The organism is Roseburia lenta (genome assembly GCF_014287435.1).
GTDB classification, from domain to species: domain Bacteria; phylum Bacillota; class Clostridia; order Lachnospirales; family Lachnospiraceae; genus Pararoseburia; species Pararoseburia lenta.
Genome location: NZ_JACOPG010000001.1, coordinates 166,564 through 193,062, shown reverse-complemented (window position 1 = coordinate 193,062; position 26,499 = coordinate 166,564). Strand labels below are relative to the sequence as shown.

Here is a 26,499-nt window from a genome sequence, read left to right as displayed (position 1 = left end):
GGTAATACTATATGAGATGGTACAAGGATTTATATGTCAGTGAAAATATCACAGGAAGCCTAAAGTATATACAGTTTATGGTCGATCATGGCTTGCAGGTCAGACCCTTATATCTGATCGTCCTGTCTGAGATCAGTGACGGACAATTAGAGATCATTCCGGTTGCAACCTTAAAAATCCCGATTTTTCGCCATAAGTCTTATGATATCATTGGCGTGGCAAAGGGCTATTATCATGCAAGAAGTCTGGTAGAACGCATTTATGGGGATGTGTACAGTCAGACCGGAGACTGTCAGGTGAAAGCGTATTTCCGGCAGAAATTTGAGAAAGAGGAGCGTGCGTAAATGGGTGTATTAACAATTATCTTATCCATTTTAAAAGTAATCGGCATGATTCTTCTTATCCTGCTGGGCTTGGTCGTTTTCATCCTTTTGTACCTCTTGTTTTTGCCTTTCCACTATGAACTCTCCGGCAGTCATAGCATAGAGGACGGCTGGGAAGGACAGGTATATTTCGCCGGCTTTTTGCATTTCTGGCAGTTGCGCTTTGCCAAGTTTGCAGAGGAATACGAAGTGCGGATCTATGCTTTCTGGGGGATGTTGCAGATCTATCCTTGGAAGAAAAAGGCGAAGGCTGTTTCAGATGATGAGGCGGATGCAGAGGATTTTGCCGAGGATATGCCGGCGGAGGATACTCTGGATGAGGATGATATAGCGGAGATTTTAGAAGATAAAACCGTATCGAAAGCAGATGTAAAACGTATGGCAGAGTCGAGCAAGACGGCATCTGCGACAAAGGCGACATCTGCTCAGGCAGATAATGAGTCTGCGGAGGATGCCGGAAATCAGGCAGGGGCGCAGGAAAAACAGACGAAAAAGACTGCTGCAAAAAAGAAGAACAAGTCCAAAACAAAAAAGCCGAGTGGCGGTCTGAAAGAAAAATGGCAGACATTTCATAAAAATGTGACGGATGAGCATAATAAGAATGCCGTATTCTTTCTGCTGCAAAAGGCACTCTGGATTTTAGGGCGCGTCAAGCCGACGATCATGGAAGCGGATGTCGATTTTTCGCTGGGAGATCCGGCACTGACCGGCGGGGCGACCGGAGTCATCAGCCTTTGCCCGGTATGTTATGGAAAGAAATGTCGTATCATTCCGGACTTTGAAAGCACTGAACTATATCTTCTGGGCAGTATTTCCTTAAAGGGAATTGTATTTTTATGGCATTTCGTTTATCTTATAGTTAGCGTATATTTTAATAAAGATTGTAAAAAATTATTTCATTTATAAAGATGTACAGGGATGCAGAGATCATAAAGGAGAGGTAATATGGAAAAGAATAATGAAGTATTTAATGAGACAGTCAATACACTCTTTCAGGGGATGGATGGTTTTATTTCCACCAAGACCGTTGTCGGTGATGCCATCCATATCGGCGATACGATCATCGTACCGCTTGTCAATGTAACCTTTGGCGTGGCTGCGGGGGCATTTCGTGCAGAAAAGAAAAATAACTCCGGTGGTGGTATGGGCGGAAAACTTACACCGAGCGCTGTGCTGGTGATCCATAATGGCATTACCCGCATGATCAGTGTGGAGCGCAATTCCGGTATCGAAAAGATCCTGGATATGGTGCCTGACTTTGTAGACAAGTTCGTGAGCAAGAAGGAAGGAGCCGAGCAGGATCCTGAGGCAAGAAAGGCTGCCCATGAGGAGATGGAAGATATTTTAAGTGATGCTGTCAATAATGCTACGGTAGAGGAGTAGGTTTAGACAGAGCTGCGAAAGTTAACTTTATTTGGATCCAGAGCAAGTCAGACAAACAGATCTGATTGATGTAGGCCAGGTGGTGGAATTATATGCAGCGTAGAGATAGGATTGGAAAGTACAAAATAATTTTATAAATAGAGGAGACAAAAATGGTAGTAGCAATTACTTATGACAAGGAAACAGGAAATGTAGGGCAGCACTTTGGTCATGCTGATTTCTTCAAATTGTATGAAATCGAAAATGGCAGGATCATGGATTCGGCAGTGGTAGCCCCTTTTGGACAGGGACATGAAGCAGTGGCAAGTACCATGGATGATTATTCGGTATCTTTGGTCATCTGTCAGAACATCGGTGACGGAGCCATGCAGGCACTTTCCGCCTATGGCATTGCCGTGTGTCCGAATGTAGAAGGCTTGGCAGATGATGCGATCGAGGCTTTTATGCAGGGAAGCCTTTTGATCGAAAATGCACCGAATTGTGACTGTGATCATGGCGCGGGAAGTTGCTGCGGCGGAGAAAGTTCCTGCGGCTCCACTTGCGGGGGCTGTTGTCACTGATAGACAATAGCAAACAGCCCGAGTTCTTCCGGCGGCGGAGGTTCTGCCGGTGGTGGATCCGGCGGTGGCGGTGGCGGCGCCTGGTAAAGGTTTTTTTCATGCAATAATGTAAAAGAAAAGGCATATAATATATGTAAGATCACATATTTTATATGTCTTTTTTATTATGAAAAAAGTAATCGGCTTCGGCATGTTTTTTACAGGCGTGGGGATTTTTATCGGAAATTGCATCGGAAACGGATGCATCTGTATTTTACTGACGATAGGACTTTTGTGTGTCGGATTTAAACTCTTTTGTTGTGACTGAGTAGAAGGGGAGAGCGTGAGGAGTATTTTGGTAACAAAAAAAGGAACTGTCTAAAAGACAATTCCCTGATTGACGAAATATTAAACTCGCTCAACTTTACCAGAACGTAAGCAAGAAGCACATACGTACAACTTCTTAGGTGTTCCGTTTACGTTACACTTAACAGACTTGATGTTTGATTTCCACATTCTGTTTGATCTTCTATGAGAATGGCTCACATTATTTCCGAAATGAGCGCCTTTTCCACAAACTGCACACTTAGCCATGACTGCACCTCCTTGGATTATGGTTTTGTAATTTCTGTATTCGATACAAAATCGCAACACGCATATTATATCAGAGCATTTTCTAAAAAGCAACGTTTTTTTGCTTCTTTTTTTCAAAAAATATAGGGAAAGCCAAAAATTAGATTGTATTTTATGGAAAAACGTTTATAATAAATACATATTATGTCATTTATATTATGGACGATTATTGTGGAGGTATATATATGCAAGGTCAAATGGAAACCAATTTGGGTAAGATCGTGATCGAATCAGACGTTATCGCAACTTATGCAGGATCTGTAGCAGTAGAGTGCTTCGGTATTGTAGGCATGGCTGCTGTCAATATGAAGGATGGTCTTGTAAAGTTATTAAAGAAGGATTATCTGAATCATGGAATCGCTGTCTCTATTGATGAAAACAATGAGATCACACTTGATTTCCATGTGATTATTTCTTATGGTGTCAGCGTGGCTACCGTTGCTGACAATTTGATGGAGACTGTCAAGTACAAAGTAGAATCATTTACCGGTATGACAGTCAAGGCAATGAATATCTACGTTGAAGGCGTAAGAGTAATTGACTAAGGAGGATATACGATAGTGGAAGCCAATACAATTAACGCATCTACATTAGCCAAGATGTTTTTAGCAGGTGCAAAGAACTTAGAGTCTAAAAAAGAATGGATCAATGAACTGAATGTATTCCCGGTACCGGACGGAGATACCGGAACTAATATGACAATGACGATCATGTCAGCAGCCAAGGAAGTCAGTGCATTGGAGCAGGTCGATATGAAGACTCTTGCCAAGGCAATCTCATCCGGTTCCCTTCGCGGTGCACGCGGAAATTCCGGCGTTATTCTTTCACAGCTTTTACGTGGATTTACAAAGGCTATCAAAGAGGTAGATCAGGTAGATGTCGATGTTTTGTGTGAAGCGTTGCAGCGCGCCGTTGAGACCGCTTATAAGGCTGTTATGAAGCCAAAGGAAGGTACGATCCTTACTGTTGCCAAGGGCGCTGCGGACAAGGCATTGGAATTAGTCGATACGACAGATGATATTGTTTACTTTATTGATGAAGTGATCAAAGAGGCTGATTATGTCCTTGGAAAGACACCGGATATGCTTCCCGTATTAAAGCAGGCCGGCGTTGTAGATTCCGGCGGACAGGGACTTGTCGTTGTTATGCAGGGTGCTTATGACTGTCTGCTTGGCAAAGAAGTAGACTATACGATCGAAACAGAATCCGGATCCGGCAATGTGGCAAAGACTGCTCCGGAGGCTGAGGCAGAGATCAAGTATGGTTATTGTACAGAATTTATTATTGTTTTAGATAAACCATTGACTGAGGCACAAGAGCAGGAGTACAAGGGCTATCTCGAATCCATCGGTGATTCTATCGTCGTTGTTGCAGATGATGAGATTGTTAAGACCCATGTACATACCAATGATCCGGGACTTGCCATTCAAAAAGCCCTGACACATGGTTCTCTTAGCAAGATCAAGATTGACAATATGCGTGAGGAGCATCAGGAGCGTCTGCTCAAGGATGCAGAGAAGGCGGTTGCACAGCAGGCTGAGGAAAAGAAAACTGAAGAAGAGACACCTGCCATCGCAGAACCGGAAAAGGAAATGGGATTTGTTGCCGTATCGATCGGCGAAGGTCTCAATGAGATCTTTAAGGAACTGGGCGTAGATCACATGATCGAAGGCGGTCAGACCATGAATCCTAGCACAGAGGATGTCTTGGGTGCGATTGCTAAAGTACCTGCCAAGACCGTTTTTGTATTGCCAAACAATAAAAATATCATACTGGCTGCAAATCAGGCGGCTTCTTTGTGTGAGGATAAGGAAGTCATCGTTCTTCCGACCAAGACGATCCCACAGGGAATTACAGCATTGATCAACTTCATTCCGGAGCAGAGTGCCAAGGAAAATGAAGATCGTATGATCGAGGAACTTTCCAATGTCAAGACCGGTCAGGTCACTTATGCAGTGCGTGATACCGTGATCGACGACAAGGAGATCCATGAGGGAGATTATATGGGTATCGGTGATGCCGGCATCCTTGCCGTGAATACTGACATCCAGACCGTATTCCTTGATATGATCGCTGAAATGATAGACGAAGATTCTGCTATCGTTAGCATTTATTATGGTGCAGATGTGACAGAGGAAGATGCAGAGGCACTTGCCGCTGCTGTTGGCGAGAAGTTTGCTGATCTGGAAGTAGAGTTACAGATGGGTGGACAGCCGGTTTACTATTACATTGCATCAGTAGAATAGGAGCATTATGGATTTACATTCTTCATTACGCGAGATCAAGGGCGTGGGAGAAAAAACTGAACAATTATTTCAAAAGATAGGAGTATATACCCTTGGGGATATACTCCTTCATTTTCCCAGAACTTATCAGGAATATCCGCAGCCGGAAGACCCGGATGAGGAAAATATAGGGCAGATCGTGGCTGTCTGCGGTTCCCTTCGCACCCCAGCCATCTTTCGTAGGGGAAAACGCATGGATATTACTTTGGCAAGCCTCTTTTGTAAGAATCAGGTCGTAGAATGTGTCTGGTTTCATATGCCTTACATTGCCAAACAGTTGCAGGTGGGACAGCCCTATATTTTTTATGGGCGGCTTTTGAAAGAAAAACAGGGCTACAAGATGGAACAACCGGCTATATTTACACCGGAAAAATATCTTACGCTTCGGGACAGCTTACAGCCGATCTATAGCCTTACCAAGGGTATGACACAACAGATGGTGCGCAAACTTACCCTGGCGGCATGCGATAGTCTGGCGGATTATTCTGAGGAAAACCTGCCGGATTTTGTAGAACAAAGAGAGGGCTTTCCTTCCTATATGCAGGCGATACGCCAAGTCCATTTTCCTATGCATTTTGAGGCATTGGCAGAAGGGCGCCGACGGCTCGTATATCAGGAGTTCTTCTACTTTATCTTACATAGCAGGATCTTAGAAGCAGGGACGACAGGCATTGAAAATCCCTGGCATTTTACAGAGACCGCACTGACGGATGAGACCATCCAAAAGTTACCTTACACCCTTACCAAAGGGCAGATGGATACACTATCACAGATCCGCAGCGACTTGCAGGGACCTTATGTGTCCCAGCGTCTGATACAGGGGGATGTCGGTTCCGGTAAGACGATTGTTGCCTTTCTTGCCATGCTGGATGTGGTTGCCAGCGGCTATCAGGCTGCCATCATGGCACCGACAGAGGTACTTGCTATGCAGCATGCGGCTGGTTTCCGGGAGATGTGCGCAGATTATGGGCTGCCTTATCAGGTTGTCTGCCTGACTGGTTCCATGACGGCATCCCAGAAGAAAAAGGCATATGAGATCATAGCGACCAGACCACAGATCTTTGTGGTAGGCACGCACGCCTTGATCCAGGAAAAGGTCGATTATCTGAATCTGGCATTGGTGGTAACGGATGAACAGCATCGTTTCGGTGTCAAGCAAAGGGAGAGCCTTTCAAAGAAGGGTATGACACCCCATATGCTTGTCATGAGTGCGACACCGATCCCGCGAACCCTTGCCATGATCTTATATGGGAATATGCAGATATCTGCCATCCATGAATTGCCTGCAGACCGTATTCCGATCAAGACCTGTGTTATCAAAGAAGATCTGCGGCAAAAAGCCTATGAAATGATCGGGCGGGAACTGGCAGGCGGGCATCAGGCGTATATTATCTGTCCACTGGTGGAAGCAAGCGAGCAGACGGAGGCGGAAAATGTGACCGACTACGTGGAGCGGATCCGTCCGATCTTTGGCGCACAGGTTTCCATCGCAGCCTTACACGGAAAAATGCCGCCCAAGGAGAAAAATGCGATCATGCAGGCATTCGCCGAGGGAAAGACGCAGATCCTTGTATCTACGACCGTTGTTGAAGTCGGGGTCAATGTCCCGAATGCGACTCTGATCATGATCGAAGATGCCAATCGATTCGGACTGGCACAACTGCATCAGTTGCGCGGTCGTGTCGGACGTGGAAAATGGCAGTCCTATTGCATACTAATGGACAAGTCCAAGGAAAAGAAAAAGACCGATCGTCTGGAAGTCATGCACAAGTCCAACGATGGATTTTTTATCGCCCAGGAAGACCTGCGTCTGCGCGGACCGGGAGACTTTTTTGGCATCCGCCAGAGTGGCGAACTTGGTTTTCGACTGGCGGACATCATAGGAGATGCAGACTTGCTGCAAAAGGCATCCCAGGATGTGGCAGATTTTTTGAAGGAAGATGAGAGTCTGGAAAATTATCCTGCCATCCGAAAAAATCTGTCCTCTTTTGCAAGTGATAACAATATGATCTTATAAAAAACTACCTGTGATTTTTCACAGGTAGTTTTTTCTTAGGGGTCTATTTTGTTTTTCTGGGACCGGATCATCTGCTGCACCATATAAGAGCCGATGGATTGTGAGTCTTTTGCACGTTGTACCTTGGTTTTCGAATGAAGAACCGTGCCGAGTTCTTGGGATAATTCGCATTTGAACTGTTGCAAAGCCTCTTTTGCCGCAGGATCCAGTCGTTTGGTCTCGGGCTTTCTTTTCATTTGTGCTCCTTGTTGCAGGACTATGGTTACAATCATAGTATATGAGCAAAAAATCATATCATCCTAGCACAATTTACTAGAAAAAACAAAAGTCTTATTTATCACTGACCAAAGTGACGTGCGCCAGAGATGGCGTTGCCACTAGGGAATAATTGGTGTAATAGACAACAAATCCCGGCGCGCTGCCGTTTGGCTTTTTGACGTTTTTCTTTTGCAGATAATCGATCTCCACTTTTTCGTTATCCCTGCCACTGGAGTAGTAGGCTGCAAGCGCAGCGGCGTACTCATAAGTGGAATCCGGCAATTCTTTGTTTTCGGATTTGACGATCACATGCGAGCCTGTCATCTGCTTGGCATGGAACCACCAATCATTGCCGGTCGCAAATTTAAAAGTCAACTGATCGTTCTGATAATTGTTCTTCCCGACATAGATATGAAAACCGTTGTCATCCACAAAGTGAAGGGGCTGACTTTTGGAAATCCGGTTCGTTTTCTTTCCACTGTGTTTTTTGATAAAACCGTATTCCTGCAATTCTTCCTTGATGGCGGCAAGATCGCCCTCTGTTTCAGCAATGGAAAGGGAAGTCTCGATCGACTCTAAATGTTTGATCTCGTTTTCAGTTTCTAGAATATAAGAGGAGAGGGCATTTCCGGTTCTTTTTAACTTGGCATATTTATCAAAATATTTCTTGGCATTTTCCATGGCATCCAGTGTCGGATCCAAAGGGATGACGAAAGGCTCGTTGGTATAATAATTTGTGACCTCGATGGATTTATCACCGGGGCTTGCGGCATAGCCGTAGGTGTGGAGCATTTCCCCGTAAATACGGTATTTATCCTTCTTCTCTGTATCAGCCAACTGCTTTTTCTGCAAAAGATATTTCTTGCGGTCACGCTCTAAATGAATGCTGACGATCTTGCGTAGGTCTGTGGACTTCTGATGGATCACAGTGTGCTTGTTGCGCTGAGCATAAAAGGCTTCCAAGACCTCGGATATAGAAGAAAATGTCTTATATTCCATGTCGGAATAGATAGTCAGTGGGATCGGGGCAAATTCTTTTGGCGCGCCGGTGACGGGATCGTAGTAAATACCATAAGAAAAATTCCCGTCGGACAGATCCTGTAATAAAGAACGAAAGACATCATACAAGCGCTCTACATCTGCCTGCGTCAGTGCGGCGGTAGAATCATCGGCATCCAAGCCGCTACGATAGGCAAGTTCGGTTGCTATGAACGGTGAAAAACCGACTAAGGACGTATAGATAGCCTTTGTCACAGAGCAAGGTTTCTTTAAGATCTGCTCGACGAATTGTTCTTTTGCAATCTGCCAAGGATCGAAGCGATCCTGCTGTGCCGGGATAAAATAAGGTCGTCCCGGAAGGACTTCACGGATGGAACTCATCTGCCCGGATACATGCTTGATGCTGTCGATGATCTGCCCATCTTTATCACAAAAAATAATATTGCTGTGCTTGCCCATGATCTCCACATAGAGATATTTTACCGCAGGATCGCCCATTTCATCCAAATGCTCGATGGTAAAGCAGAGCACACGTTCCATAGAAGGCTGGCTGATCGCACTGATGCGTCCGTTTCCGATATATTTGCGAAGGAGCATACAAAAATTAGGCGCATTCAAAGGGCTGGTCTTGTTTTCTTTTGTCATATATAAAAAGGGCAGGGAAGCATTGGCAGAGATCAGAAGGCGGTTGCTGCCTTCATTTAATGCTTTAAAGGTAAAAAGCAGTTCCTCGCGCTCCGGCTGGGCAATCTTGCTAATACGCTGTCCTGCCAGTAGATGATTTAATTCCTGCATAATGCAATTTGTCGTGATCCCGTCAAATGCCATGAGATGATCTCCTTTTTCTTCTTATCTTTTTCTATTTATTATAAATGTTTATATTAAAAAAACAAATACAAATAATTTGACCTTTTGCCATGGATTTAATATAATATAGACATCTATGCATAGGTATTTATGCAAATGGGAGGTGCCGATGGCATGATAAAGAGCATGACAGGTTTCGGGAGAGGCGAAGCCGGTGATGAAACAAGAAAAATAGTTGTGGAGATCAAATCCGTAAATCATCGTTACCTGGACTTGAATGTGAAACTCCCTAGAAAATTAAACGCTTTTGAAGTGGAGATACGCAATTTTATCAAATCCCGTATTGTGCGCGGCAAGGTTGATGTTTATATCACCTTGGAAGAGACCAAAGAAGCATCCGATATCCTGCATTACAACACACATATCGCCGATATGTATATGGAAAACATCCGCAAGATGTCGCAGGATTACGGTATTCCTTTTGATGTCACAGCGACTTCGCTGGCGCGTTTCCCGGATGTCTTGGAGATGACGGATGCAGAGGATGATGATGAGATGCTTCACTTATTCCTTATGGATGCACTGACCACTGCAACAGACCAGTTCGTTGAGAACCGTTCCCAGGAGGGCATGCGCCTGCGTCAGGATATGCTTGCCAAAATGGATGAGATGTCGTCTTATGTGACGACCTTAGAAGAACGTTCCCCGCAGATCATCGAGGAATACCGGGAGCGTTTACAGACCAAGATCACAGATCTCTTAGGAGATCATGCCATAGATGAGACCCGGATCGCATCCGAAGTTGTCTTGTATGCAGATAAGGTTTGTATCGACGAAGAAATGGTACGTTTGCGCAGCCATGTGGAAGAAACCAAGCACATGTTAGCAGATGGTGGCGAAGTCGGTCGTAAACTGGACTTTATCGCCCAGGAGATGAACCGCGAAGCCAATACGATTCTTTCCAAGTCTACAGACGTAGAGATCGCAGGCATTGGGATTTCTCTCAAGACCCTGATCGAAAAAGTAAGAGAACAGATCCAGAATTTAGAATAGGACAGACAAGAATATGGCATTTATCAATATCGGATTTGGCAATATCATCAATACAGATAAAGTGGTGTCTATCGTGACACCGGATTCCGCGCCTGCCAAACGCCTGGTGCAACGTGCCAAGGAGGAAGGCAATATCATTGATGCGACGCAGGGGCGCCGCACCAGAGGAATCATCATTACAGACCAACACATCGTGCTTTCCGCGCTTTTGCCGGACACGATCGCGACAAGATCCAAAGAAGCAGCAACAAAAAAGAAGGAGGCTGATGTTTTATGACAAGGAAGGGAATGATCATTGTTTTATCTGGTTTTTCAGGCGCCGGTAAAGGCACGATCATGAAGAACCTGTTAAAAGCACATCCCGGTCAGTATCACCTGTCTATTTCTGCAACGACCAGACAAAAGCGTCAGGGCGAAGAAGATGGCAGGGAATATTTCTTTAAGACCAGGGAAGAATTCGATCAGATGATCGCAGATAATCAGTTACTGGAATACGCCACCTTCAATGGCAATTCTTATGGAACACCGCGTTCTTATGTGGAGCAGTTGGTAAACGAGGGCAAGGATGTTATCTTAGAGATTGAGATTCAGGGAGCGCTTCAGGTCAAAAAATTATACCCGGAAGCCCTGCTTCTCTTTGTGATGCCGCCATCTGCAGATGCCTTAAAGGAGCGTCTGGTCGGCAGAGGAACCGAGACACCGGATGTGATCGCACAGCGTTTGGCGATCTCTTCCAAGGAGTCACAATACATGAATGGCTATGATTATCTGGTCATCAACGATCAGATCGAAAATAGTGTAGAACAAGTGCATGCTATTATTTCTTGCGAGCATTTTAAGACAGCGAGAAATGAAGATACAATAGACATGATCCAAAAAGATTTAAAGAAGTTTGAAGGGAGATAGGAAACATGTTACATCCATCATATGTAGAATTAATGAAAGTAGTAAACAAGAACAGCGACGAGATCGGTGAAGAACCGGTAGTAAACAGCCGTTACAGCATCGTTTGCGCTACCGCAAAAAGAGCAAGACAGATCATCGACGGACAAGAGCCGCTGATCCGCGTATCTAAGGGAGAAAAGCCACTTTCTATCGCAGTAGATGAACTCTATCGCGGAGAATTACAGATCATCTCTGAGGATGATGAGGAGCAGGAAGAGGAAGCATAATGAAACTTCTTTTTATATCGCTTGGCTGTGATAAGAACCTGGTCGATACCGAGCATATGCTTTCTATGATCACAAAAGATGGCATTACCATCACCAATGATGAGAATGAGGCAGATGTCATCGTTGTCAATTCCTGTTGTTTTATCAGTGATGCCATGGAAGAAAGTATCCAGACCCTGATCGACATGGGCAGTCTCAAAGAAACCGCAAATCTCAAAGCTTTGATCGTGACCGGCTGTCTGGCAGAGCGTTACGCTAAAGAGATCGCAGAGCAGATCCCTGAAGTGGATGCCGTGATCGGCACTAATGCTTATGATGAGATCGTATCTGTCATACATGAGGTCATGGAAGGTCATAAGACCAGTGTCAAAAAGCCTTTGAACGGCTTGCCAAAAAACTATGCCGGCAGGACACTTACGACCGGCGGACATTTTGCCCACCTAAAGATCGCCGAGGGCTGTGATAAGCACTGTACCTATTGCGTGATCCCATCTGTCCGTGGCAATTATCGTTCCGTACCGATGGAAGATATTCTGGCGGAGGCTGCATCACTTGCGGCAGACGGTGTCAAGGAACTGATCTTAGTTGCCCAAGAGACAACGCTTTATGGCGTGGATCTTTATGGCAAAAAAACACTGCCGACCTTATTAAAAAAGTTAAGCGAGATCGAGGGGATCCGCTGGATCCGTTTACAATATTGCTATCCGGAGGAGATCACAGACGAATTGATCAGGATGATGGCAGACAACCCAAAAGTATGCCACTATATTGATATTCCCATCCAGCATGCCAATGATGAAGTCTTAAAACGCATGGGACGAAAGACTTCGCAGGCTGACCTGCGCCGGATCGTTGGCGCACTGCGCCAGGCTATGCCGGACATCTGTATCCGCACGACTTTGATCTGTGGATTTCCTGGTGAGACCGAACAGGCACATGAGGAACTCAAAACGTTTGTCAGTGATATGAAGTTTGACCGTCTGGGCTGCTTTGCTTATTCCAGACAGGAAGGCACACCGGCAGATACTTTCCCGGATCAGGTACCGGAGGAGATCAAGCAGGTGCGTGTGGCAGAGATCATGGAATTACAGCAGGATATCTCGGCTGCCTGCAATGAGACCTATATCGGCATGACCTTAGATGCCTTTGTGGAAGGCAAGGTTGCAGACGAGAATGTCTATGTTGCCAGAACCTACCGGGATGCACCGGATGTAGACGGTTATGTTTTTATTCAGACGACCAGAGAACTCATGACAGGTGATATCGTATCGGTTCATGTGACAGGTTCGTATGAATATGATTTGATAGGAGAATTAGCATGAATTTACCAAATAAATTAACCATTTTCAGAGTAATTTTAATTCCGTTTTTTGTTGTATTTTTGCTCTTGGATCCGTCCAACCAGACCTATCGCTATATTGCAGATGCGATCTTTATCATTGCAAGTCTGACGGATATGTTGGATGGCAAGATCGCAAGAAAATACAATTTAGTGACAAATTTCGGCAAATTTATGGATCCGCTTGCAGATAAATTATTAGTCAGTGCGGCTATGATCTGCCTGATCGCAACAGGACAACTGGCTGCCTGGATCGTGATCGTTATTATCAGCCGTGAGTTTATCATCAGTGGCTTCCGTCTGATCGCATCCGATAACGGTATCGTTATTGCCGCAAGTTATTGGGGCAAGTTCAAGACCGTATTCCAGATGCTTATGATTATTGTTTTGATTGCCAATATCCAGATGCCTTTCTTTACGGTTTTAGGTACGATCCTTATCTATGTAGCACTTGTGCTTACCATCGTATCTTTGATCGATTATATCGTAAAGAATAAAGACGTATTAAAAGAGCAGAACTAATGCAGGATATCATAGAAAAAATCGTAAAAGAATTAGAAAAAGCGCAGGCAACTGTTGCAGTTGCAGAGTCCTGCACCGGCGGAATGGTCAGTGCCAGTCTGGTCGATTATCCGGGCGTTTCCGCCTGTTTTAAAGAAGGCTATGTCACTTATTCCAATGAGGCAAAAGAGAAAAATCTCGGTGTCTTACATACGACTTTAGAAGCCTACGGCGCCGTCAGCAGGCAGACTGCAGAGCAGATGGCAGAGGGCGTGCGAAAACGGGCTGGAGCCACTTACGGACTTGCCACCACAGGCATCGCAGGACCGGATGGTGGGACAGAGGACAAGCCGGTCGGACTGGTATATATTGCGTGTGCCGGCAGCAAGAAAACACTTGTCAAAGAATGTCATTTTTCCGGTTGCAGGCAATGCGTGCGCAGGCAGGCGACAGAAATGGTCCTGCAATTATTACTTACATGTATCAAGGAGTTAAATTGCTAAGATGAGAGTGATTTCCGGTACGAGAAAACGTTTGCAGTTACATACGGTATCAGGCATGCATACCAGACCAACCCAGGACCGCATCAAAGAGACCCTTTTTAATATGATCCAGAATGACCTGTGTGATGCACAGTTTCTGGACGTTTTTGCAGGAAGCGGTCAGATGGGGATCGAGGCGCTCAGCCGGGGCGCGGCATGTGCTTATTTTATTGAGAACAACAAATTAGCCTTAGACTGCATCCATCACAATATCACGCATACACGTTTTGATGATGAAGCCTTTGTATTGCCGGGGGATGTGATTTATGAACTCCGCAATTTAGAGGGGCGGATGCAGTTTGATATTATTTTTATAGACCCGCCTTATCATGGTGGATATGAGCATGACGTATTAGAGACGATTGCACAATGTGATCTCCTGGCAGAGGATGGATATGTGATCGTAGAAGCAGATCTGCACACGGATTTTACCTTTGTCACGGATCTGGGCTATCAGATCTTAAACGAAAAGGATTACAAGACAAACAAGCATGTCTTTTTAGCAAAGGATGAGTAGAGACAAATGAAAAGAGCAATTTATCCGGGAAGTTTTGATCCGGTCACTTTCGGACATTTAGACATCATTGAGCGGTCTGCAAAGATCTTTGACGAAGTGATCATCGGTGTTCTCAACAACAGTGCCAAAAATGCATTGTTTACTGTCGAAGAAAGGGTTGCCATGATCGAAGATCTGGTTAGGCAGTATCCAAATGTGACCGTGGATTCTTTTGACGGACTTCTGGTCGACTATGCCAAGAAAAAAGAGGCTGCAGTCATCATCCGTGGACTGCGTGCCGTGACCGACTTTGAATATGAAATTCAGATTGCACAGACCAACAAAGTCGAGTATCCTGAACTTGAGACAATCTTTTTGACGACCGGATTGCACTATTCTTATCTGAGTTCGACCATTGTAAGAGAATTTGCTTCTTATGGTGGAGATATTAGTAGATTTGTACCTGCGGAGATCATTCCGCTGATTCAGGCAAAGTATAATTCATAAAAGGAGATTCTATTATGTCAAGTGGTATTGAAGAAATCATCGAAGAAATTGAAGAATATGTAGACGGATGCAAGCCATCTGCATTTTCTCCATCCAAGATCATCGTCAACAGAGACGAGTTAGAGAGTCTTTTGGAAGAACTGCGCACCAAGACGCCGGAAGAGATCAAGCGTTACCAGAAGATCATCAGCAATAAGGAAGCCATTTTGGCAGATGCACAGAACAAGGCAGATGCCATCATCGCACAGGCACAGATTCAGACCAACGAACTGGTCAGCGAGCATCAGATCATGCAACAGGCATATGCCAAAGCCAATGAGATCATTATGCTGGCGACCAAGAATGCGCAGGATATGCTGGACAAGGCAACAGAGGATGCCAACAGCATCCGTATGGGAGCCATTGCCTATACCGATGATATGTTAAATACCATCGAGAGCGTGATCTCCAATTCCATGGAGACAACACAGGCAAGAACAGAGACCTTCATGCAGACTATGCAGGGCTATCTGGATATCGTTGTTGCCAACCGTCAGGAACTGGCACCGCAGGAAGTAAAAGAGCCGGAAGCACCGGCAGACCAGCCGCAGACACCAGAACCAAAGGCAGAGGAGACGGCTTCTGAGGACAATGTACCGGCACTCGACATCCCGGAATCCTTCTTCAATAAAGAATAAAAAAATACAAGATGGTGAGCAGACCACTTATGAGGGCAAAGAGCAGGCGTTCTTTGATATAATTTCTCATAGAAAAGGGGGCGCCCATGCAAACGGACCAGGTCTGCATAGCCGTACATAAGCCGCCAAAGGAAAGCAAGGGGATGGCACACAGGTATTTGACCATACCGGATATTTCTAGTATGGATATCTCATGTATACCGATTGTGATCTCCAAAAAAGCAAGTATGCATGCCCGAAGCCCGGTCGGCAGAAATTGGATTTCTTTAACAAAGGCACAAAAGATACCAAAAAGGATCAGATAACCGCCAAGAATGGTTATGGTTTCAAATCCATTCATGATAGCGACATTTAAGATTTGAAAGCAGTTTCGAAGTCTTGGTGTCGCTTTTCTTGTCGTTTTGCCATAGGATGTGATATGTATTTTTTGTTCTGTAGTTGCCTCTTTTTTAGAGAAAAAACATACAAGACAAAGGATATGGGGCAGGTATAAGAGCAAAAGGCTGATGCCAAAGAGGTCGGGAAGGTCCAGTTTTTTCGTCAGGACATAAGAGCCGACGAAGGACGGTCCGATCAGATTACAGTGGTTTAAAAGGATCTGTCCTTCCCTGGCGTCGATGAGATTTTTTTGATAGAGGTCTTTTGCCATTTTTGCACCGATCGGTAGTCCAAAGGTCAGTCCCGCTAAGACAGCAAAAAGGATGCGGATTTTTTTCGCACGCAGGGGTGACATCCGGGCAAAGATATATTCCTGCACAGGATCCGACAAGAGGATATTGGATAGGATCATAAAGGGAAGTAGGGTCGGCAACAACTGAAAAAACCAGATATTGAGACCGCTAACGGCTCCGGAAAAGGTGATCTGGGGCTGACACAGGGCGATCAGGATGGCAATGATTACGAAAACAAGTCCAAACTTCATATAGTTAATCTATGAAAGTGATACAGAAAATATGATGCGATTAGATAAATTTTTGAGCAATGCAGGGATTGCTTCCCGGTCTGAGATCAAGAAAATACTAAAAAAGGGCGCGGTCCGCGTCAATGGAAATGTCGTCAGTGACGGTAAATTACAGATCGATGAAACTGCAGATCAGGTCTTATATCAGGGAAAGAAAGTGGAATATGAGACTTTTGTCTATTATGCCTTCCACAAACCGGCAGGCTGTGTCTGCGCCGCCAGGGATGCCCTGCATCCGACGGTTTTTAACTATGTACCCATGAATGCAAAGCAAGATCTTTTTACGGTAGGACGACTGGATCTGGATACGGAAGGGCTTTTACTGATCACTAATGACGGTGCCTTATCCCACGCTTTGCTCAGTCCCAAAAAACACGTAAAAAAGACTTATCTTGCCTATTTAGATGCGCCGGCAGATCCAGCAGATATCCGGCTTTTTGCGGAGGGGATCGATATCGGCGAAAAAAGACCAACCAAGCCGGCAGAACTTGTCATAGACCAAAATGATCCGACACACGTCTATATCACGATCTCGGAGGGGATGTATCATCAAGTGAAACGCATGGTGCACGCATGCGGCAAGGAAGTCCTTTATTTGAAACGTTTATCTATGGGCGAGTTTAGTTTAGAAGATACTTTGGACAAGGGTGCTTATCGCACATTGACAGAAAAGGAAATGAATTATGTTAGAGAATATAAAGGCAGTACTCTTTGATCTGGACGGCACACTGGTCGACTCCATGTGGGTCTGGAGGCAGATCGATCTGGATTATCTGGGAAAGCGGCATCTGCAAATGCCTAAAAGCCTACAAAAGGATATTGAGGGGATGAGTATGCGGGAGACCGCCTGCTTTTTTCAAAAACAGTTTGGCATCACAGATGATATTGATACCATGATGGCAGAGTGGAATGCCATGGCAATGGATGCCTATGCCAATCATGTGACTTGGAAGCCTGGGGCAGAGGCATTTTTACAAAGACTGCGCAGGGATGGCATCGCCACAGGCATTGCGACCAGCAATTCCAAGGAATTGTTACAGGCAGTCGCAGATGCACTGGGAATGCAGGACTATATTGATTATTTTTTGACCGGAAATGAAGTAGAACGCGGCAAACCGGCACCGGATATCTATTTAAAAGTGGCAGAGCATTTAGGCGTGCAGCCCAATGACTGTCTGGTATTTGAAGACATCTGTCCGGGCATCATGGCGGCAAAAAATGCCGGGATGAAGGTCTGCGCGGTCTATGATGACTATTCCAAGGACATCACGGCAGAGAAGAAGACCCTGGCAGACTATTACATTACAGATTACAGGCAGATCGACTAGAACAGGACGTTAGTATGGAAGCAATACATGATTTTTTACCGATTTCAAAAGAAGATATGAAAAGACGCGGCATAGACCGGTTGGATTTTGTCTATGTATGTGGGGATGCCTATGTGGATCATCCTTCCTTTGGGCATGCCATTATCACACGTCTCTTGGAATCCTATGGCTATAGCGTGGGGATCATTGCCCAGCCGGACTGGAAAGACGATGCGTCTATTTCTGTTCTGGGAGAACCGCGTCTTGGCTTTTTGGTTTCCGGTGGCAATATGGACTCTATGGTCAACCATTATTCGGTATCCAAAAAGAGACGACAGACTGATGCCTTTTCTCCGGGCGGTGTCATGGGAAAACGTCCGGATTATGCATCCATCGTATATTGCAACCTGATCCGCCGGACTTACAAGCACACACCGATCATCATAGGTGGGATCGAAGGCAGTCTGCGCCGTCTGGCACATTATGACTACTGGTCAAATAAGGTCAAACGGTCCATTCTGATGGATTCCGGTGCAGACCTGATCTCCTATGGTATGGGCGAGCGTTCGATCATTGAGATCGCAGAGGCACTTGCCGCCGGCATCGACGTTAAGGATATCACCTATATCCGCGGGACAGTCTTTCGGACACAAGACACTTCCTTTATCGAAGATGCCATCCTTTTGCCGTCTTATGAGGAGATTTCGACCAATAAAGAGGCATATGCCAAGAGTTTTTATACCCAGTATCAGAATACAGATGCCTTTAGTGCCAAAAAGATGGCAGAAGCTTATCCGCACGGTGTCTATGTGGTGCAAAATCCACCGCAAAAGCCGCTTTCCATGCAGGAAATGGATGATGTTTATGCCTTGCCTTATATGCGCACCTATCACCCGATCTATGAAAAAGATGGCGGGATCCCGGCTATTTCCGAGGTCAAGTTCAGCCTGATCAGTAACCGCGGCTGTTTTGGCGGCTGTAATTTCTGTGCCCTGACTTTCCATCAGGGACGCATTGTGCAAACGCGCAGTCATGCTTCCATTCTTGCAGAGGCAGAGTGTATGATAAAGGATAAGGATTTCAAGGGCTATATTCATGATGTTGGAGGCCCGACCGCCAATTTCCGGCACCCATCCTGCCAAAAGCAACTGACCAAGGGTGTCTGCATGAACCGCCAGTGTCTTTTTCCAAAGCCTTGCAAAAACCTGACGGTCGACCACAAGGATTATTTAAAACTGCTCCGCAAACTGCGTGCTTTGCCGGGCGTAAAAAAGGTCTTTGTGCGATCCGGTATCCGTTTTGATTATTTGCTGGAAGATCCGGATGAGTCCTTTTTCCGGGAATTGTGCCAATATCATGTCAGCGGCCAGTTAAAAGTGGCACCGGAGCATATCAGTGACAATGTCTTAAAATATATGGGAAAGCCGCCGGTAGCCGTCTATGATCGCTTTAAGGATAAATACCGCAAGATCAATGAAAAGATCGGAAAGAAGCAATACCTGGTGCCATATCTGATGTCGTCGCATCCGGGATCTACCTTAAAGGATGCCATTGCTCTGGCAGAATATCTGCGGGATCTTGGTTATATGCCGGAACAGGTACAGGATTTTTACCCGACACCGTCGACCATATCGACCTGTATGTACTATACGGGGCTGGATCCGGCGACCATGGAACCGGTCTATGTGGCGCACAATCCGCATGAAAAAGCCATGCAGCGTGCCCTCATCCAGTACCGAAATCCAAAGAATTATGATCTGGTCTATGAAGCACTTAAGAAAGAACATCGGGAAGATCTGATCGGTTTTGATAAGCACTGTCTGATCCGCCCGCGCAAATTAGCGGAAGAAAGGCAAGGGCAGAGCCGTAAGAAAAAGCAGGATAGTAAATATCAATCCAAAGATATGCGGCAGCATAGTAAAAAAGCCACGCAGCGACCACGCGCAAACAGGAAAGGAAAACGATAGGTCTTATGACAGAAATTCAGATTACTTCCGGTCAGGAAAAACAACGTTTTGATAAGTTCTTAAAGAAATACTTTAAGGCTGCCAGTGGCGGATTTTTATATAAGATGCTGCGCAAAAAGAACATTACCCTCAACAAGAAAAAGGCGGACGGATCCGAGATCTTACAGGCAGGCGATATGATCCAGGTGTTTTTCTCCGATGAGACCTTTTCCAAGATGCGGGGGCAGGAGGCGGTTTCTTCAGAATATCAGAAACTACTTCAAGTACCTCATGAGCTTCAAGTGGTCTATGAGGATGACCTTATGCTGATCGTCAATAAGCCGAGTGGAATGCTGTCACAGAAGGCAAGCGAGTCGGATATTTCTTTAAACGAGAGCATCCTTTCTTATCTGATCCATGAAGGGTTCTTATCAGAGGAGACTTATGCCGTCTTTCACCCGTCGGTTGCCAACCGGCTGGACCGCAACACCTCCGGGATCGTGCTTGCCGGAAAGACCTTAGCAGGGCAGCAGTTCTTATCGGATATTCTGCGGGATCGCAGTGCCAAAAAGATCTACCATTGTATCGTTCGCGGCAAAGTAGAAGAAGAGATGCATTTAAAAGGCTATCTGCTAAAAGACGAACGATCCAATCAGGTGCAGATATTTTCCGATGAAACACAAGATGCCAAACCGATCGAGACAGCCTATCGTCCGCTTGTCGTAGGACCGGATGCCACGCTTTTGGAAGTGCATCTGATTACAGGGCGCAGTCACCAGATCCGGGCACACCTGGCATCTATCGGACACCCGATCGCCGGAGATCCAAAGTATGGAGATATGGTCTGGAACAAAAAACTCCGTCAGGACTTTTCTGTCAGATCCCAACTGCTCCATGCTTATTCCATCACCTTGCCGGATGGACGTACCTTTATTGCAGACGAACCGGAGATTTTTTCACAGATCATGAGAGGATAATTATGGCAACATGGCATTCCAGAGGATTGCGTGGATCGACCTTTGAGGACTTGATCAACCGCACAAATGATATTTACGAGAATAGTAATCTTTGTCTGATTCAAAAAGTACCGACACCCATCACGCCGATCAACATTGATAAGGATACCAGACACATTACTTTGGCATATTTTGACAAAAAAAGTACCGTCGATTATATCGGGGTAGTACAGGGGATTCCTGTCTGCTTTGACGCCAAGGAATGTCACAGCGACCTTTTTCCCTTGCAGAACATCCATGACCACCAGATCAACTTTATGCAGACTTTTGAAAAGCAGCAGGGCATGGCATTTTTTCTGCTCTACTTTACCCAGCGCGACGAATTTTATTATCTGCGCTTAGAAGAAGTCATGCGCTATTGGAAGCGCGGGCAGGAGGGTGGACGCAAGAGTTTCCGCTACGAAGAACTGGATCCCGATTTCTTCTTTCATGCAAAGCCCGGTATCTTTGTTCCTTATCTGGATCCTTTGCAAAAAGATTTATCTATGCGAGATGCTTGACAGTTGTTCTGTCTTTTCCTATAATATGGATAGTTTAGTTGTTTACCACTGCACCATGATAAAGTTTAAAGGAGCCATAAACTATGCAAAATAAGAGATTACATACCCCGGAAGGTGTTCGCGATATTTATAATGATGAATGTGAGAAAAAGCATTATATCTTAGACCGGATGCGACAGGTCATACAATCTTACGGCTATCGTTTCATTGAGACACCGACTTTTGAGTTCTTTGATATCTTCGGACAAGAAGTGGGTACTACGCCGTCAAAAGATCTCTATAAATTTTTTGATCGTGAGGGCAATACCTTGGTCCTGCGTCCGGATATGACCCCGTCCATCGCAAGGGCAGCATCCAAGTATTTTCCGATCGAGACCGAGCCGGTGCGCCTTTGCTATGAGGGCAATGTCTTTATCAATAACAACAGTTATCAGGGCAGGCTCAAGGAAAGCACCCAGTTGGGTGTCGAGTTCATCGGAGAAAATTCAGTCGATGCTGACGGCGAGATCATAGCCCTTGTCGTCAATAACTTAAAGGCTGCCGGCTTAGAACAGTTCCAGATTAGTATCGGTCATGCAGATCTTTTCCGTCAACTCATGAAAGCAGCAGATTTTGATGCAGAGGCAGAAGAAACCTTACGCGACCTGATCTTAAATAAAAACTTCTTCGGCGTGGATGAATTCTTGGAGCGTCATCAGGTAACAGATGATCTGCGCAGCCTCTTTTCCATGTTGGGAAAGATGTATGCCAGTCCAAAAGAATGGGCAGGGATGAAAGAAATCGCCCTTCGTTTCCCGGGTGTAGCGGATGCCCTTTCTTATCTTCAGGAACTTTATGAACTTCTTGAAGTGTATGATGTGACAAAATATGTTTCCTTTGAACTGGGATTGATCAGTTCTTACAGTTATTATACCGGTATCCTATTTAGCGGCTATACCTTCGGAAGCGGCGAACCGATCGTAAAGGGTGGACGCTATGACGGGCTTTTGTCCTACTTTGGAAAAGAGGCTCCGGCGATCGGCTTTGCCCTTATGGTAGACCAACTTTTACTGGCATTGGAGCGGCAAAAGATCGCCATTTCGGCAGGACAGGAAGCAGAGATCATCCTATACACACCGCAGCAGAGAAAGATCGCTGCCACGACTGCAGAGGAACTGCGAAATGCAGGCAAGATTGTCCGCCTGCATCTGATGGATCTGGACAGCCACAGCATAGCGGATTACCGCCAGCGGTATCAGGGACAAAAGATCATTGTATTGGAGGACGAATAAGATGGAAGAACAAAGATATCTGACTTTTGCCCTGGGAAAGGGACGTTTGGCAAAGCAGACGCTTGCCACTTTTGAAAAGATCGGCATTACCTGTGAGGAGATGAAAGATCCGGGCACCAGAAAACTCATTTTTGTCAATGAAGATTTAAAACTCCGCTTTTTCCTGGCAAAAGGACCGGATGTGCCGACCTATGTCGAATACGGCGCGGCTGACATCGGTATTGTTGGAGAGGATACGATCTTAGAGGAAGCCCGAAATATTTATGAGGTTTTAGATCTTGGCTTTGGTAAATGCCGCATGTGCGTCTGCGGACCAAAGGAATCCAAGGAACTCCTGCAGCACCAGGAATTGATCCGCGTTGCTACCAAATATCCGAGGATCGCTAAGAATTATTTTTATAACGAAAAACATCAGACGGTTGAGATCATCAAGTTAAACGGTTCGATCGAACTGGCACCGATCGTGGGACTGTCCGAAGTGATCGTAGATATCGTAGAAACTGGCTCGACCCTGCGGGAAAACGGACTGGAAGTCTTAGAGGAAGTTTGTCCTTTGTCCGCGCGGATGGTCGTCAACCAGGTCAGCATGAAAATGGAATATGAACGCATCACCAAATTGATCGGTGAGTTAAAACAGGCATTATCAATCGAAGGGTAGGTATGGGATATGAGGATCTTAGACTTAAATAAAGAAACAACAAGCAATATTTTGGAATCTCTCTTAAAGAGAAGTCCCAACAGTTATGGCGAATACGAATCACGCGTGGCTGCCATCATCGAGGAAGTGCGAAAGAATCGCGATGCGGCGGTTTTTTCCTACACCAAGCAGTTTGACCGTGCCGAGATCAATGCAGACAATATCGTTGTGACCGATGAGGAGATCAATGAGGCATATGCGACAGTTGCACCAGAACTTTTGGATGTGATCCGCAAGTCCTTGGTCAATATTCGCGCTTTTCACAGCAAGCAGTTGCAGAATTCCTGGTTCACCAGTGGCGAAAACGGCACGATCTTAGGTCAGAAAGTCACACCTTTGGATAAGGTGGGCGTTTATGTTCCTGGCGGAAAGGCTGTTTATCCGTCTTCCGTTCTGATGAATGTCGTTCCGGCAAAAGTAGCGGGCGTTCCTCATATTTATATGACAACACCACCTGGGGCTGATGGCAAGATTGCTGCCTCTACCTTAGTGGCTGCCAAAGAAGCCGGTGTTGATACTATTTATAAAGTTGGTGGCGCCCAGGCGATCGCAGCCCTTGCTTTTGGTACGGAATCCATTCCGAAAGTAGACAAGATCGTTGGTCCCGGCAATATTTATGTGGCATTGGCAAAAAAGGCAGTGTTCGGTCATGTCAGCATCGACTCTATCGCCGGTCCGAGTGAAATTCTGGTTTTAGCCGATGAGACTGCAAATCCAGAATATGTAGCGGCAGACCTTTTGTCACAGGCAGAACATGATGAAATGGCATCTGCTATCCTGATCACGACCAGCCGTGCTCTGGCAGATCAGGTTTCCAAGGAGATCGATTATTTTGTGGCAAGATTATCCCGCAAGACGATCATTGAAAAATCTTTGGAAAACTACGGTTATATCCTGATCGCACCGGATATGGAGACTGCCATTGATACGGTAAATGAGATCGCATCCGAGCATTTGGAGATCGTGACCAAGAATCCGTTTGATACCATGACAAGGGTAAAAAATGCAGGTGCTATCTTCCTTGGCGAATACAGCAGTGAACCGCTTGGCGACTACTTTGCAGGTCCAAACCATGTACTTCCTACCAATGGAACCGCCAAATTCTTCTCTGCCCTCAGTGTTGATGATTTTATCAAGAAATCCAGCATCATTTCTTATTCCAGAGAGGCGCTGGAAGATGTCTACCGTGACATTGTGCAGTTTGCAGAGTGTGAGCAGTTGACGGCGCATGCAAATTCGATTAAAGTAAGATTTGAAGATGTTTAAGATTATGTAGAAAGTAGGGATAAAGGGTGAGTGATGTAAGACGCGCCCACTGTGTGCGCACAACAAAGGAAACAGATATCGATCTGACATTTACGATCGACGGCAGTGGCAAATCGATGATCTCCACGGATATCGGCTTTTTCGACCATATGTTGGAGGGCTTTGCCAGACACGGACTTTTTGATCTGGATGTAAAGATCAAGGGAGACCTGATCGTGGACTGCCACCATACGATCGAAGACTGTGGCATTGTTCTGGGTGAGGCTATCAAGCAGGCACTGGGCGATAAAAAGGGAATCTGTCGCTATGGCTCCTGTATCTTACCTATGGATGAGACTTTAGTGCTTTGTGCCATAGACTTGTCCGGCAGACCTTATCTGTCTTTTGATGCAGAATTTACCACCGATCGGATCGGCTATATGGATACGGAGATGATCCGCGAATTTTTCTATGCCATTTCCTATAGTGCAGGCATGAACCTGCATATACAGGTATTAAAATCCGGCAACAATCATCATATGGCGGAAGCCATGTTCAAGGCTTTTGCAAAGGCTCTGGATGCGGCAACGACCAAGGATCCGAGAATCGCAGACATTCTTTCCACCAAGGGAAGTCTGGCTTAAAATCAATAGAAAGTGAACATACTAAGATGGAACACAAAAATATCGTAGCAACAATCTATTTAAAAGATGGGATGGCAGTGCGTGATCCAAAGCATACCGACGAAAAGCAGGATGTCTTAGAATTGGCACGCCTCTACAACGACAGTGGTATTGACAAGATCATTTGTTATGATCTTTCTTCGGAAGATGAAGAACATGAGAAAAACATTTTAGCCATCCGTGAGATCAACCGTAATATCGAGATCAAGACCTGTGGCGGCGGCAACATTAAGCGACTGGAAGATGTTAAGAAATTTCTTTATGCCGGCTGTGTGGAAGTCATTTTAAACGGCTCCAAGCCATCCGCGATCGAGATCTTAAAGGAAGCCAGTGCCCGCTTTGGAGCGGAGAAAATGCTGGTATCCCTGACAAATGTGGATTTTCTCTTTAAGACCAAGGATGTCCTGGAAGACCATGTCCATGAACTTGTGATCTATGATCGCACACTTTTAAACAGCATTGAGAGCATTACCAATGTACCTTACATTGTTGATGTAGATTCTTACAACTTTAAAGATGTGATCGACCTTTTAAAGTCTGACAAGATCCGTGGTATCTGCGGTTCCTTTATCAACGATACCCAGACCGATATCATGCAGGTCAAATGTGAACTTTCCGATGCCGGCATCAAGATGGACAATTTTGAGCCAAAACTTGCCTGGAGCGATCTGAAAGTAAATGCAGACGGACTGGTGCCTGTGATTGCGCAGGATTATCAGACCGGCGAGGTTCTCATGCTTGCCTATATGAATGAGGAAGCCTTTAACACGACGATCCGTATCGGCAAGATGACCTATTACAGCAGAAGCAGACAGGAACTCTGGATCAAGGGTTTGACAAGCGGACACACCCAATATGTCAAGTCGTTAACCGCTGACTGCGATTATGATACTATTTTAGCCAAGGTATCCCAGGTGGGCGGTATTGCCTGCCACACCGGCGCACCAAGCTGCTTTTTCAATGAGATCATCAAAAAAGAGTACACAGAGCGCAATCCACTCAAGGTCTTTGAGTCCGTTTACCAGGTGATTGCTGACCGCAGGGAGCATCCAAAGGAAGGTTCCTATACCAATTATCTGTTCGATAAAGGTATCGACAAGATTTTAAAGAAAGTCGGAGAGGAAGCGACGGAGATCGTGATCGCTGCCAAGAACCCGGACAACGAAGAAGTCAAGTATGAAATGTCTGATTTCCTCTATCACATGATGGTCTTGATGGTGGAAAAAGGACTGACTTGGGAAGACATTACACGCGAACTTTCCCAGAGATAAAAGCGAGAGGA

31 protein-coding genes are annotated in these 26,499 nt (G+C 45.5%); 27 read left to right on the top strand and 4 right to left on the bottom strand.

The window, feature by feature from the left end:
• Window positions 1-11: 11 nt before the first annotated feature.
• The 4 genes from H8R94_RS00970 (at window position 12) to H8R94_RS00955 (ending at window position 2,326) form a co-directional block, all read left to right on the top strand.
• Complete coding sequence (locus H8R94_RS00970) at window positions 12-344, top strand: hypothetical protein (RefSeq protein ID WP_118281165.1); 333 nt, start codon at window positions 12-14, stop codon at window positions 342-344.
• Window positions 345-1,289 carry a hypothetical protein gene (locus H8R94_RS00965; RefSeq protein WP_186853615.1) on the top strand — a complete coding sequence of 315 codons (945 nt, stop codon included), beginning with the start codon at window positions 345-347 and terminating at the stop codon, window positions 1,287-1,289. It abuts the gene before it with no gap.
• 39 nt (window positions 1,290-1,328) lie between these two features.
• Window positions 1,329-1,766 carry a GerW family sporulation protein gene (locus H8R94_RS00960; RefSeq protein WP_118281167.1) on the top strand — a complete coding sequence of 146 codons (438 nt, stop codon included), beginning with the start codon at window positions 1,329-1,331 and terminating at the stop codon, window positions 1,764-1,766.
• A gap of 152 nt (window positions 1,767-1,918) precedes the next feature.
• A complete protein-coding gene (locus tag H8R94_RS00955) occupies window positions 1,919-2,326 on the top strand; it encodes a NifB/NifX family molybdenum-iron cluster-binding protein (RefSeq protein WP_118281168.1) in 408 nt (135 codons plus the stop codon).
• Between the two features lie 387 nt (window positions 2,327-2,713).
• Here the strand turns inward: H8R94_RS00955 and rpmB are convergent, their stop codons facing one another.
• A complete protein-coding gene (rpmB, locus tag H8R94_RS00950; protein WP_118281169.1) occupies window positions 2,714-2,899 on the bottom strand; it encodes a 50S ribosomal protein L28 in 186 nt (61 codons plus the stop codon).
• A 224-nt stretch (window positions 2,900-3,123) separates the two neighbouring features.
• Between rpmB and H8R94_RS00945 the strand changes: the two genes are divergently transcribed.
• Genes H8R94_RS00945 through recG form a run of 3 tightly spaced genes read left to right on the top strand, consistent with a single transcriptional unit; the run spans window position 3,124 to window position 7,240 of the window.
• Window positions 3,124-3,483 (top strand): Asp23/Gls24 family envelope stress response protein, encoded by a 360-nt coding sequence (locus H8R94_RS00945; protein WP_118281170.1) that lies wholly within the window; start codon window positions 3,124-3,126, stop codon window positions 3,481-3,483.
• A 15-nt stretch (window positions 3,484-3,498) separates the two neighbouring features.
• Window positions 3,499-5,184 carry a DAK2 domain-containing protein gene (locus H8R94_RS00940; protein WP_186853614.1) on the top strand — a complete coding sequence of 562 codons (1,686 nt, stop codon included), beginning with the start codon at window positions 3,499-3,501 and terminating at the stop codon, window positions 5,182-5,184.
• Window positions 5,185-5,191: 7 nt separating this feature from the next.
• Window positions 5,192-7,240 carry an ATP-dependent DNA helicase RecG gene (gene recG, locus H8R94_RS00935; protein WP_186853613.1) on the top strand — a complete coding sequence of 683 codons (2,049 nt, stop codon included), beginning with the start codon at window positions 5,192-5,194 and terminating at the stop codon, window positions 7,238-7,240.
• A 35-nt stretch (window positions 7,241-7,275) separates the two neighbouring features.
• On the opposite strand, the gene H8R94_RS00930 is transcribed toward recG, so the two are convergent.
• Window positions 7,276-7,476, bottom strand: coding sequence for a small, acid-soluble spore protein, alpha/beta type (locus tag H8R94_RS00930; protein WP_158573031.1), 201 nt, complete (start codon window positions 7,474-7,476; stop codon window positions 7,276-7,278).
• 94 nt (window positions 7,477-7,570) lie between these two features.
• The gene (locus tag H8R94_RS00925) at window positions 7,571-9,325 is read right to left on the bottom strand and encodes an Rqc2 family fibronectin-binding protein (protein WP_186853612.1); all 1,755 of its coding nucleotides are present in this window, start codon (window positions 9,323-9,325) and stop codon (window positions 7,571-7,573) included.
• Window positions 9,326-9,478: 153 nt separating this feature from the next.
• Here H8R94_RS00925 and H8R94_RS00920 point away from each other — a divergent pair, with 153 nt between their 5' ends.
• Genes H8R94_RS00920 through H8R94_RS00875 form a run of 10 tightly spaced genes read left to right on the top strand, consistent with a single transcriptional unit; the run spans window position 9,479 to window position 15,591 of the window.
• On the top strand, window positions 9,479-10,357 hold the full coding sequence (locus H8R94_RS00920; protein ID WP_118281175.1) for a YicC/YloC family endoribonuclease: 879 nt from the start codon (window positions 9,479-9,481) through the stop codon (window positions 10,355-10,357).
• A gap of 13 nt (window positions 10,358-10,370) precedes the next feature.
• A complete protein-coding gene (locus tag H8R94_RS00915; protein ID WP_118281176.1) occupies window positions 10,371-10,634 on the top strand; it encodes a DUF370 domain-containing protein in 264 nt (87 codons plus the stop codon).
• The gene (gene gmk / locus H8R94_RS00910; RefSeq protein ID WP_186853611.1) at window positions 10,631-11,263 is read left to right on the top strand and encodes a guanylate kinase; all 633 of its coding nucleotides are present in this window, start codon (window positions 10,631-10,633) and stop codon (window positions 11,261-11,263) included. The genes H8R94_RS00915 and gmk overlap by 4 nt, the downstream gene beginning before the upstream one ends.
• Window positions 11,264-11,268: 5 nt before the next feature.
• Window positions 11,269-11,529 carry a DNA-directed RNA polymerase subunit omega gene (gene rpoZ / locus H8R94_RS00905; protein ID WP_118281178.1) on the top strand — a complete coding sequence of 87 codons (261 nt, stop codon included), beginning with the start codon at window positions 11,269-11,271 and terminating at the stop codon, window positions 11,527-11,529.
• Window positions 11,529-12,851, top strand: coding sequence for a 30S ribosomal protein S12 methylthiotransferase RimO (gene rimO, locus H8R94_RS00900; protein ID WP_186853610.1), 1,323 nt, complete (start codon window positions 11,529-11,531; stop codon window positions 12,849-12,851). The genes rpoZ and rimO overlap by 1 nt, the downstream gene beginning before the upstream one ends.
• Window positions 12,848-13,390 (top strand): CDP-diacylglycerol--glycerol-3-phosphate 3-phosphatidyltransferase, encoded by a 543-nt coding sequence (gene pgsA / locus H8R94_RS00895; protein ID WP_118281180.1) that lies wholly within the window; start codon window positions 12,848-12,850, stop codon window positions 13,388-13,390. Before rimO ends, pgsA begins: the two co-directional genes overlap by 4 nt.
• On the top strand, window positions 13,390-13,872 hold the full coding sequence (locus H8R94_RS00890) for a CinA family protein (RefSeq protein ID WP_186853609.1): 483 nt from the start codon (window positions 13,390-13,392) through the stop codon (window positions 13,870-13,872). The genes pgsA and H8R94_RS00890 overlap by 1 nt, the downstream gene beginning before the upstream one ends.
• A 1-nt stretch (window position 13,873) precedes the next feature.
• The gene (rsmD, locus tag H8R94_RS00885) at window positions 13,874-14,428 is read left to right on the top strand and encodes a 16S rRNA (guanine(966)-N(2))-methyltransferase RsmD (protein ID WP_118281182.1); all 555 of its coding nucleotides are present in this window, start codon (window positions 13,874-13,876) and stop codon (window positions 14,426-14,428) included.
• A gap of 6 nt (window positions 14,429-14,434) precedes the next feature.
• The gene (gene coaD, locus H8R94_RS00880) at window positions 14,435-14,914 is read left to right on the top strand and encodes a pantetheine-phosphate adenylyltransferase (protein ID WP_118281183.1); all 480 of its coding nucleotides are present in this window, start codon (window positions 14,435-14,437) and stop codon (window positions 14,912-14,914) included.
• 14 nt (window positions 14,915-14,928) lie between these two features.
• A complete protein-coding gene (locus H8R94_RS00875; protein WP_118281184.1) occupies window positions 14,929-15,591 on the top strand; it encodes an ATPase in 663 nt (220 codons plus the stop codon).
• Here H8R94_RS00875 and H8R94_RS00870 read toward each other — a convergent pair.
• The gene (locus H8R94_RS00870) at window positions 15,578-16,513 is read right to left on the bottom strand and encodes a hypothetical protein (protein WP_118281185.1); all 936 of its coding nucleotides are present in this window, start codon (window positions 16,511-16,513) and stop codon (window positions 15,578-15,580) included. The two genes, H8R94_RS00875 and H8R94_RS00870, sit on opposite strands and share 14 nt — an antisense overlap.
• Window positions 16,514-16,544: 31 nt before the next feature.
• On the opposite strand from H8R94_RS00870, the gene H8R94_RS00865 reads away from it, so the two are divergent.
• The 10 genes from H8R94_RS00865 (at window position 16,545) to hisIE (ending at window position 26,488) form a co-directional block, all read left to right on the top strand.
• Window positions 16,545-17,267 carry a pseudouridine synthase gene (locus H8R94_RS00865; RefSeq protein ID WP_186853608.1) on the top strand — a complete coding sequence of 241 codons (723 nt, stop codon included), beginning with the start codon at window positions 16,545-16,547 and terminating at the stop codon, window positions 17,265-17,267.
• Entirely contained in the window at window positions 17,236-17,880 is a 645-nt protein-coding gene (locus tag H8R94_RS00860) for an HAD family hydrolase (protein ID WP_186853607.1), read from the top strand. Before H8R94_RS00865 ends, H8R94_RS00860 begins: the two co-directional genes overlap by 32 nt.
• A gap of 14 nt (window positions 17,881-17,894) precedes the next feature.
• Window positions 17,895-19,826 carry a YgiQ family radical SAM protein gene (locus tag H8R94_RS00855; protein WP_186853606.1) on the top strand — a complete coding sequence of 644 codons (1,932 nt, stop codon included), beginning with the start codon at window positions 17,895-17,897 and terminating at the stop codon, window positions 19,824-19,826.
• Between the two features lie 5 nt (window positions 19,827-19,831).
• Window positions 19,832-20,782: an RluA family pseudouridine synthase gene (locus tag H8R94_RS00850; protein ID WP_186853605.1), complete on the top strand. Its 951-nt coding sequence runs from the start codon at window positions 19,832-19,834 to the stop codon at window positions 20,780-20,782.
• Window positions 20,783-20,784: 2 nt separating this feature from the next.
• Window positions 20,785-21,321 carry a Holliday junction resolvase RecU gene (locus tag H8R94_RS00845; RefSeq protein ID WP_118281190.1) on the top strand — a complete coding sequence of 179 codons (537 nt, stop codon included), beginning with the start codon at window positions 20,785-20,787 and terminating at the stop codon, window positions 21,319-21,321.
• 83 nt (window positions 21,322-21,404) lie between these two features.
• Window positions 21,405-22,592 carry an ATP phosphoribosyltransferase regulatory subunit gene (hisZ, locus tag H8R94_RS00840; RefSeq protein ID WP_186853604.1) on the top strand — a complete coding sequence of 396 codons (1,188 nt, stop codon included), beginning with the start codon at window positions 21,405-21,407 and terminating at the stop codon, window positions 22,590-22,592.
• Between the two features lies 1 nt (window position 22,593).
• A complete protein-coding gene (gene hisG, locus H8R94_RS00835) occupies window positions 22,594-23,250 on the top strand; it encodes an ATP phosphoribosyltransferase (protein ID WP_118281192.1) in 657 nt (218 codons plus the stop codon).
• Window positions 23,251-23,259: 9 nt separating this feature from the next.
• Window positions 23,260-24,555: a histidinol dehydrogenase gene (hisD, locus tag H8R94_RS00830; RefSeq protein WP_186853603.1), complete on the top strand. Its 1,296-nt coding sequence runs from the start codon at window positions 23,260-23,262 to the stop codon at window positions 24,553-24,555.
• 26 nt (window positions 24,556-24,581) lie between these two features.
• Complete coding sequence (gene hisB, locus H8R94_RS00825; RefSeq protein WP_118281194.1) at window positions 24,582-25,178, top strand: imidazoleglycerol-phosphate dehydratase HisB; 597 nt, start codon at window positions 24,582-24,584, stop codon at window positions 25,176-25,178.
• A 26-nt stretch (window positions 25,179-25,204) separates the two neighbouring features.
• Window positions 25,205-26,488, top strand: a complete 1,284-nt coding sequence (gene hisIE / locus H8R94_RS00820) for a bifunctional phosphoribosyl-AMP cyclohydrolase/phosphoribosyl-ATP diphosphatase HisIE (RefSeq protein ID WP_118281195.1) — start codon at window positions 25,205-25,207, stop codon at window positions 26,486-26,488.
• The last annotated feature ends 11 nt before the right edge of the window (window positions 26,489-26,499 follow it).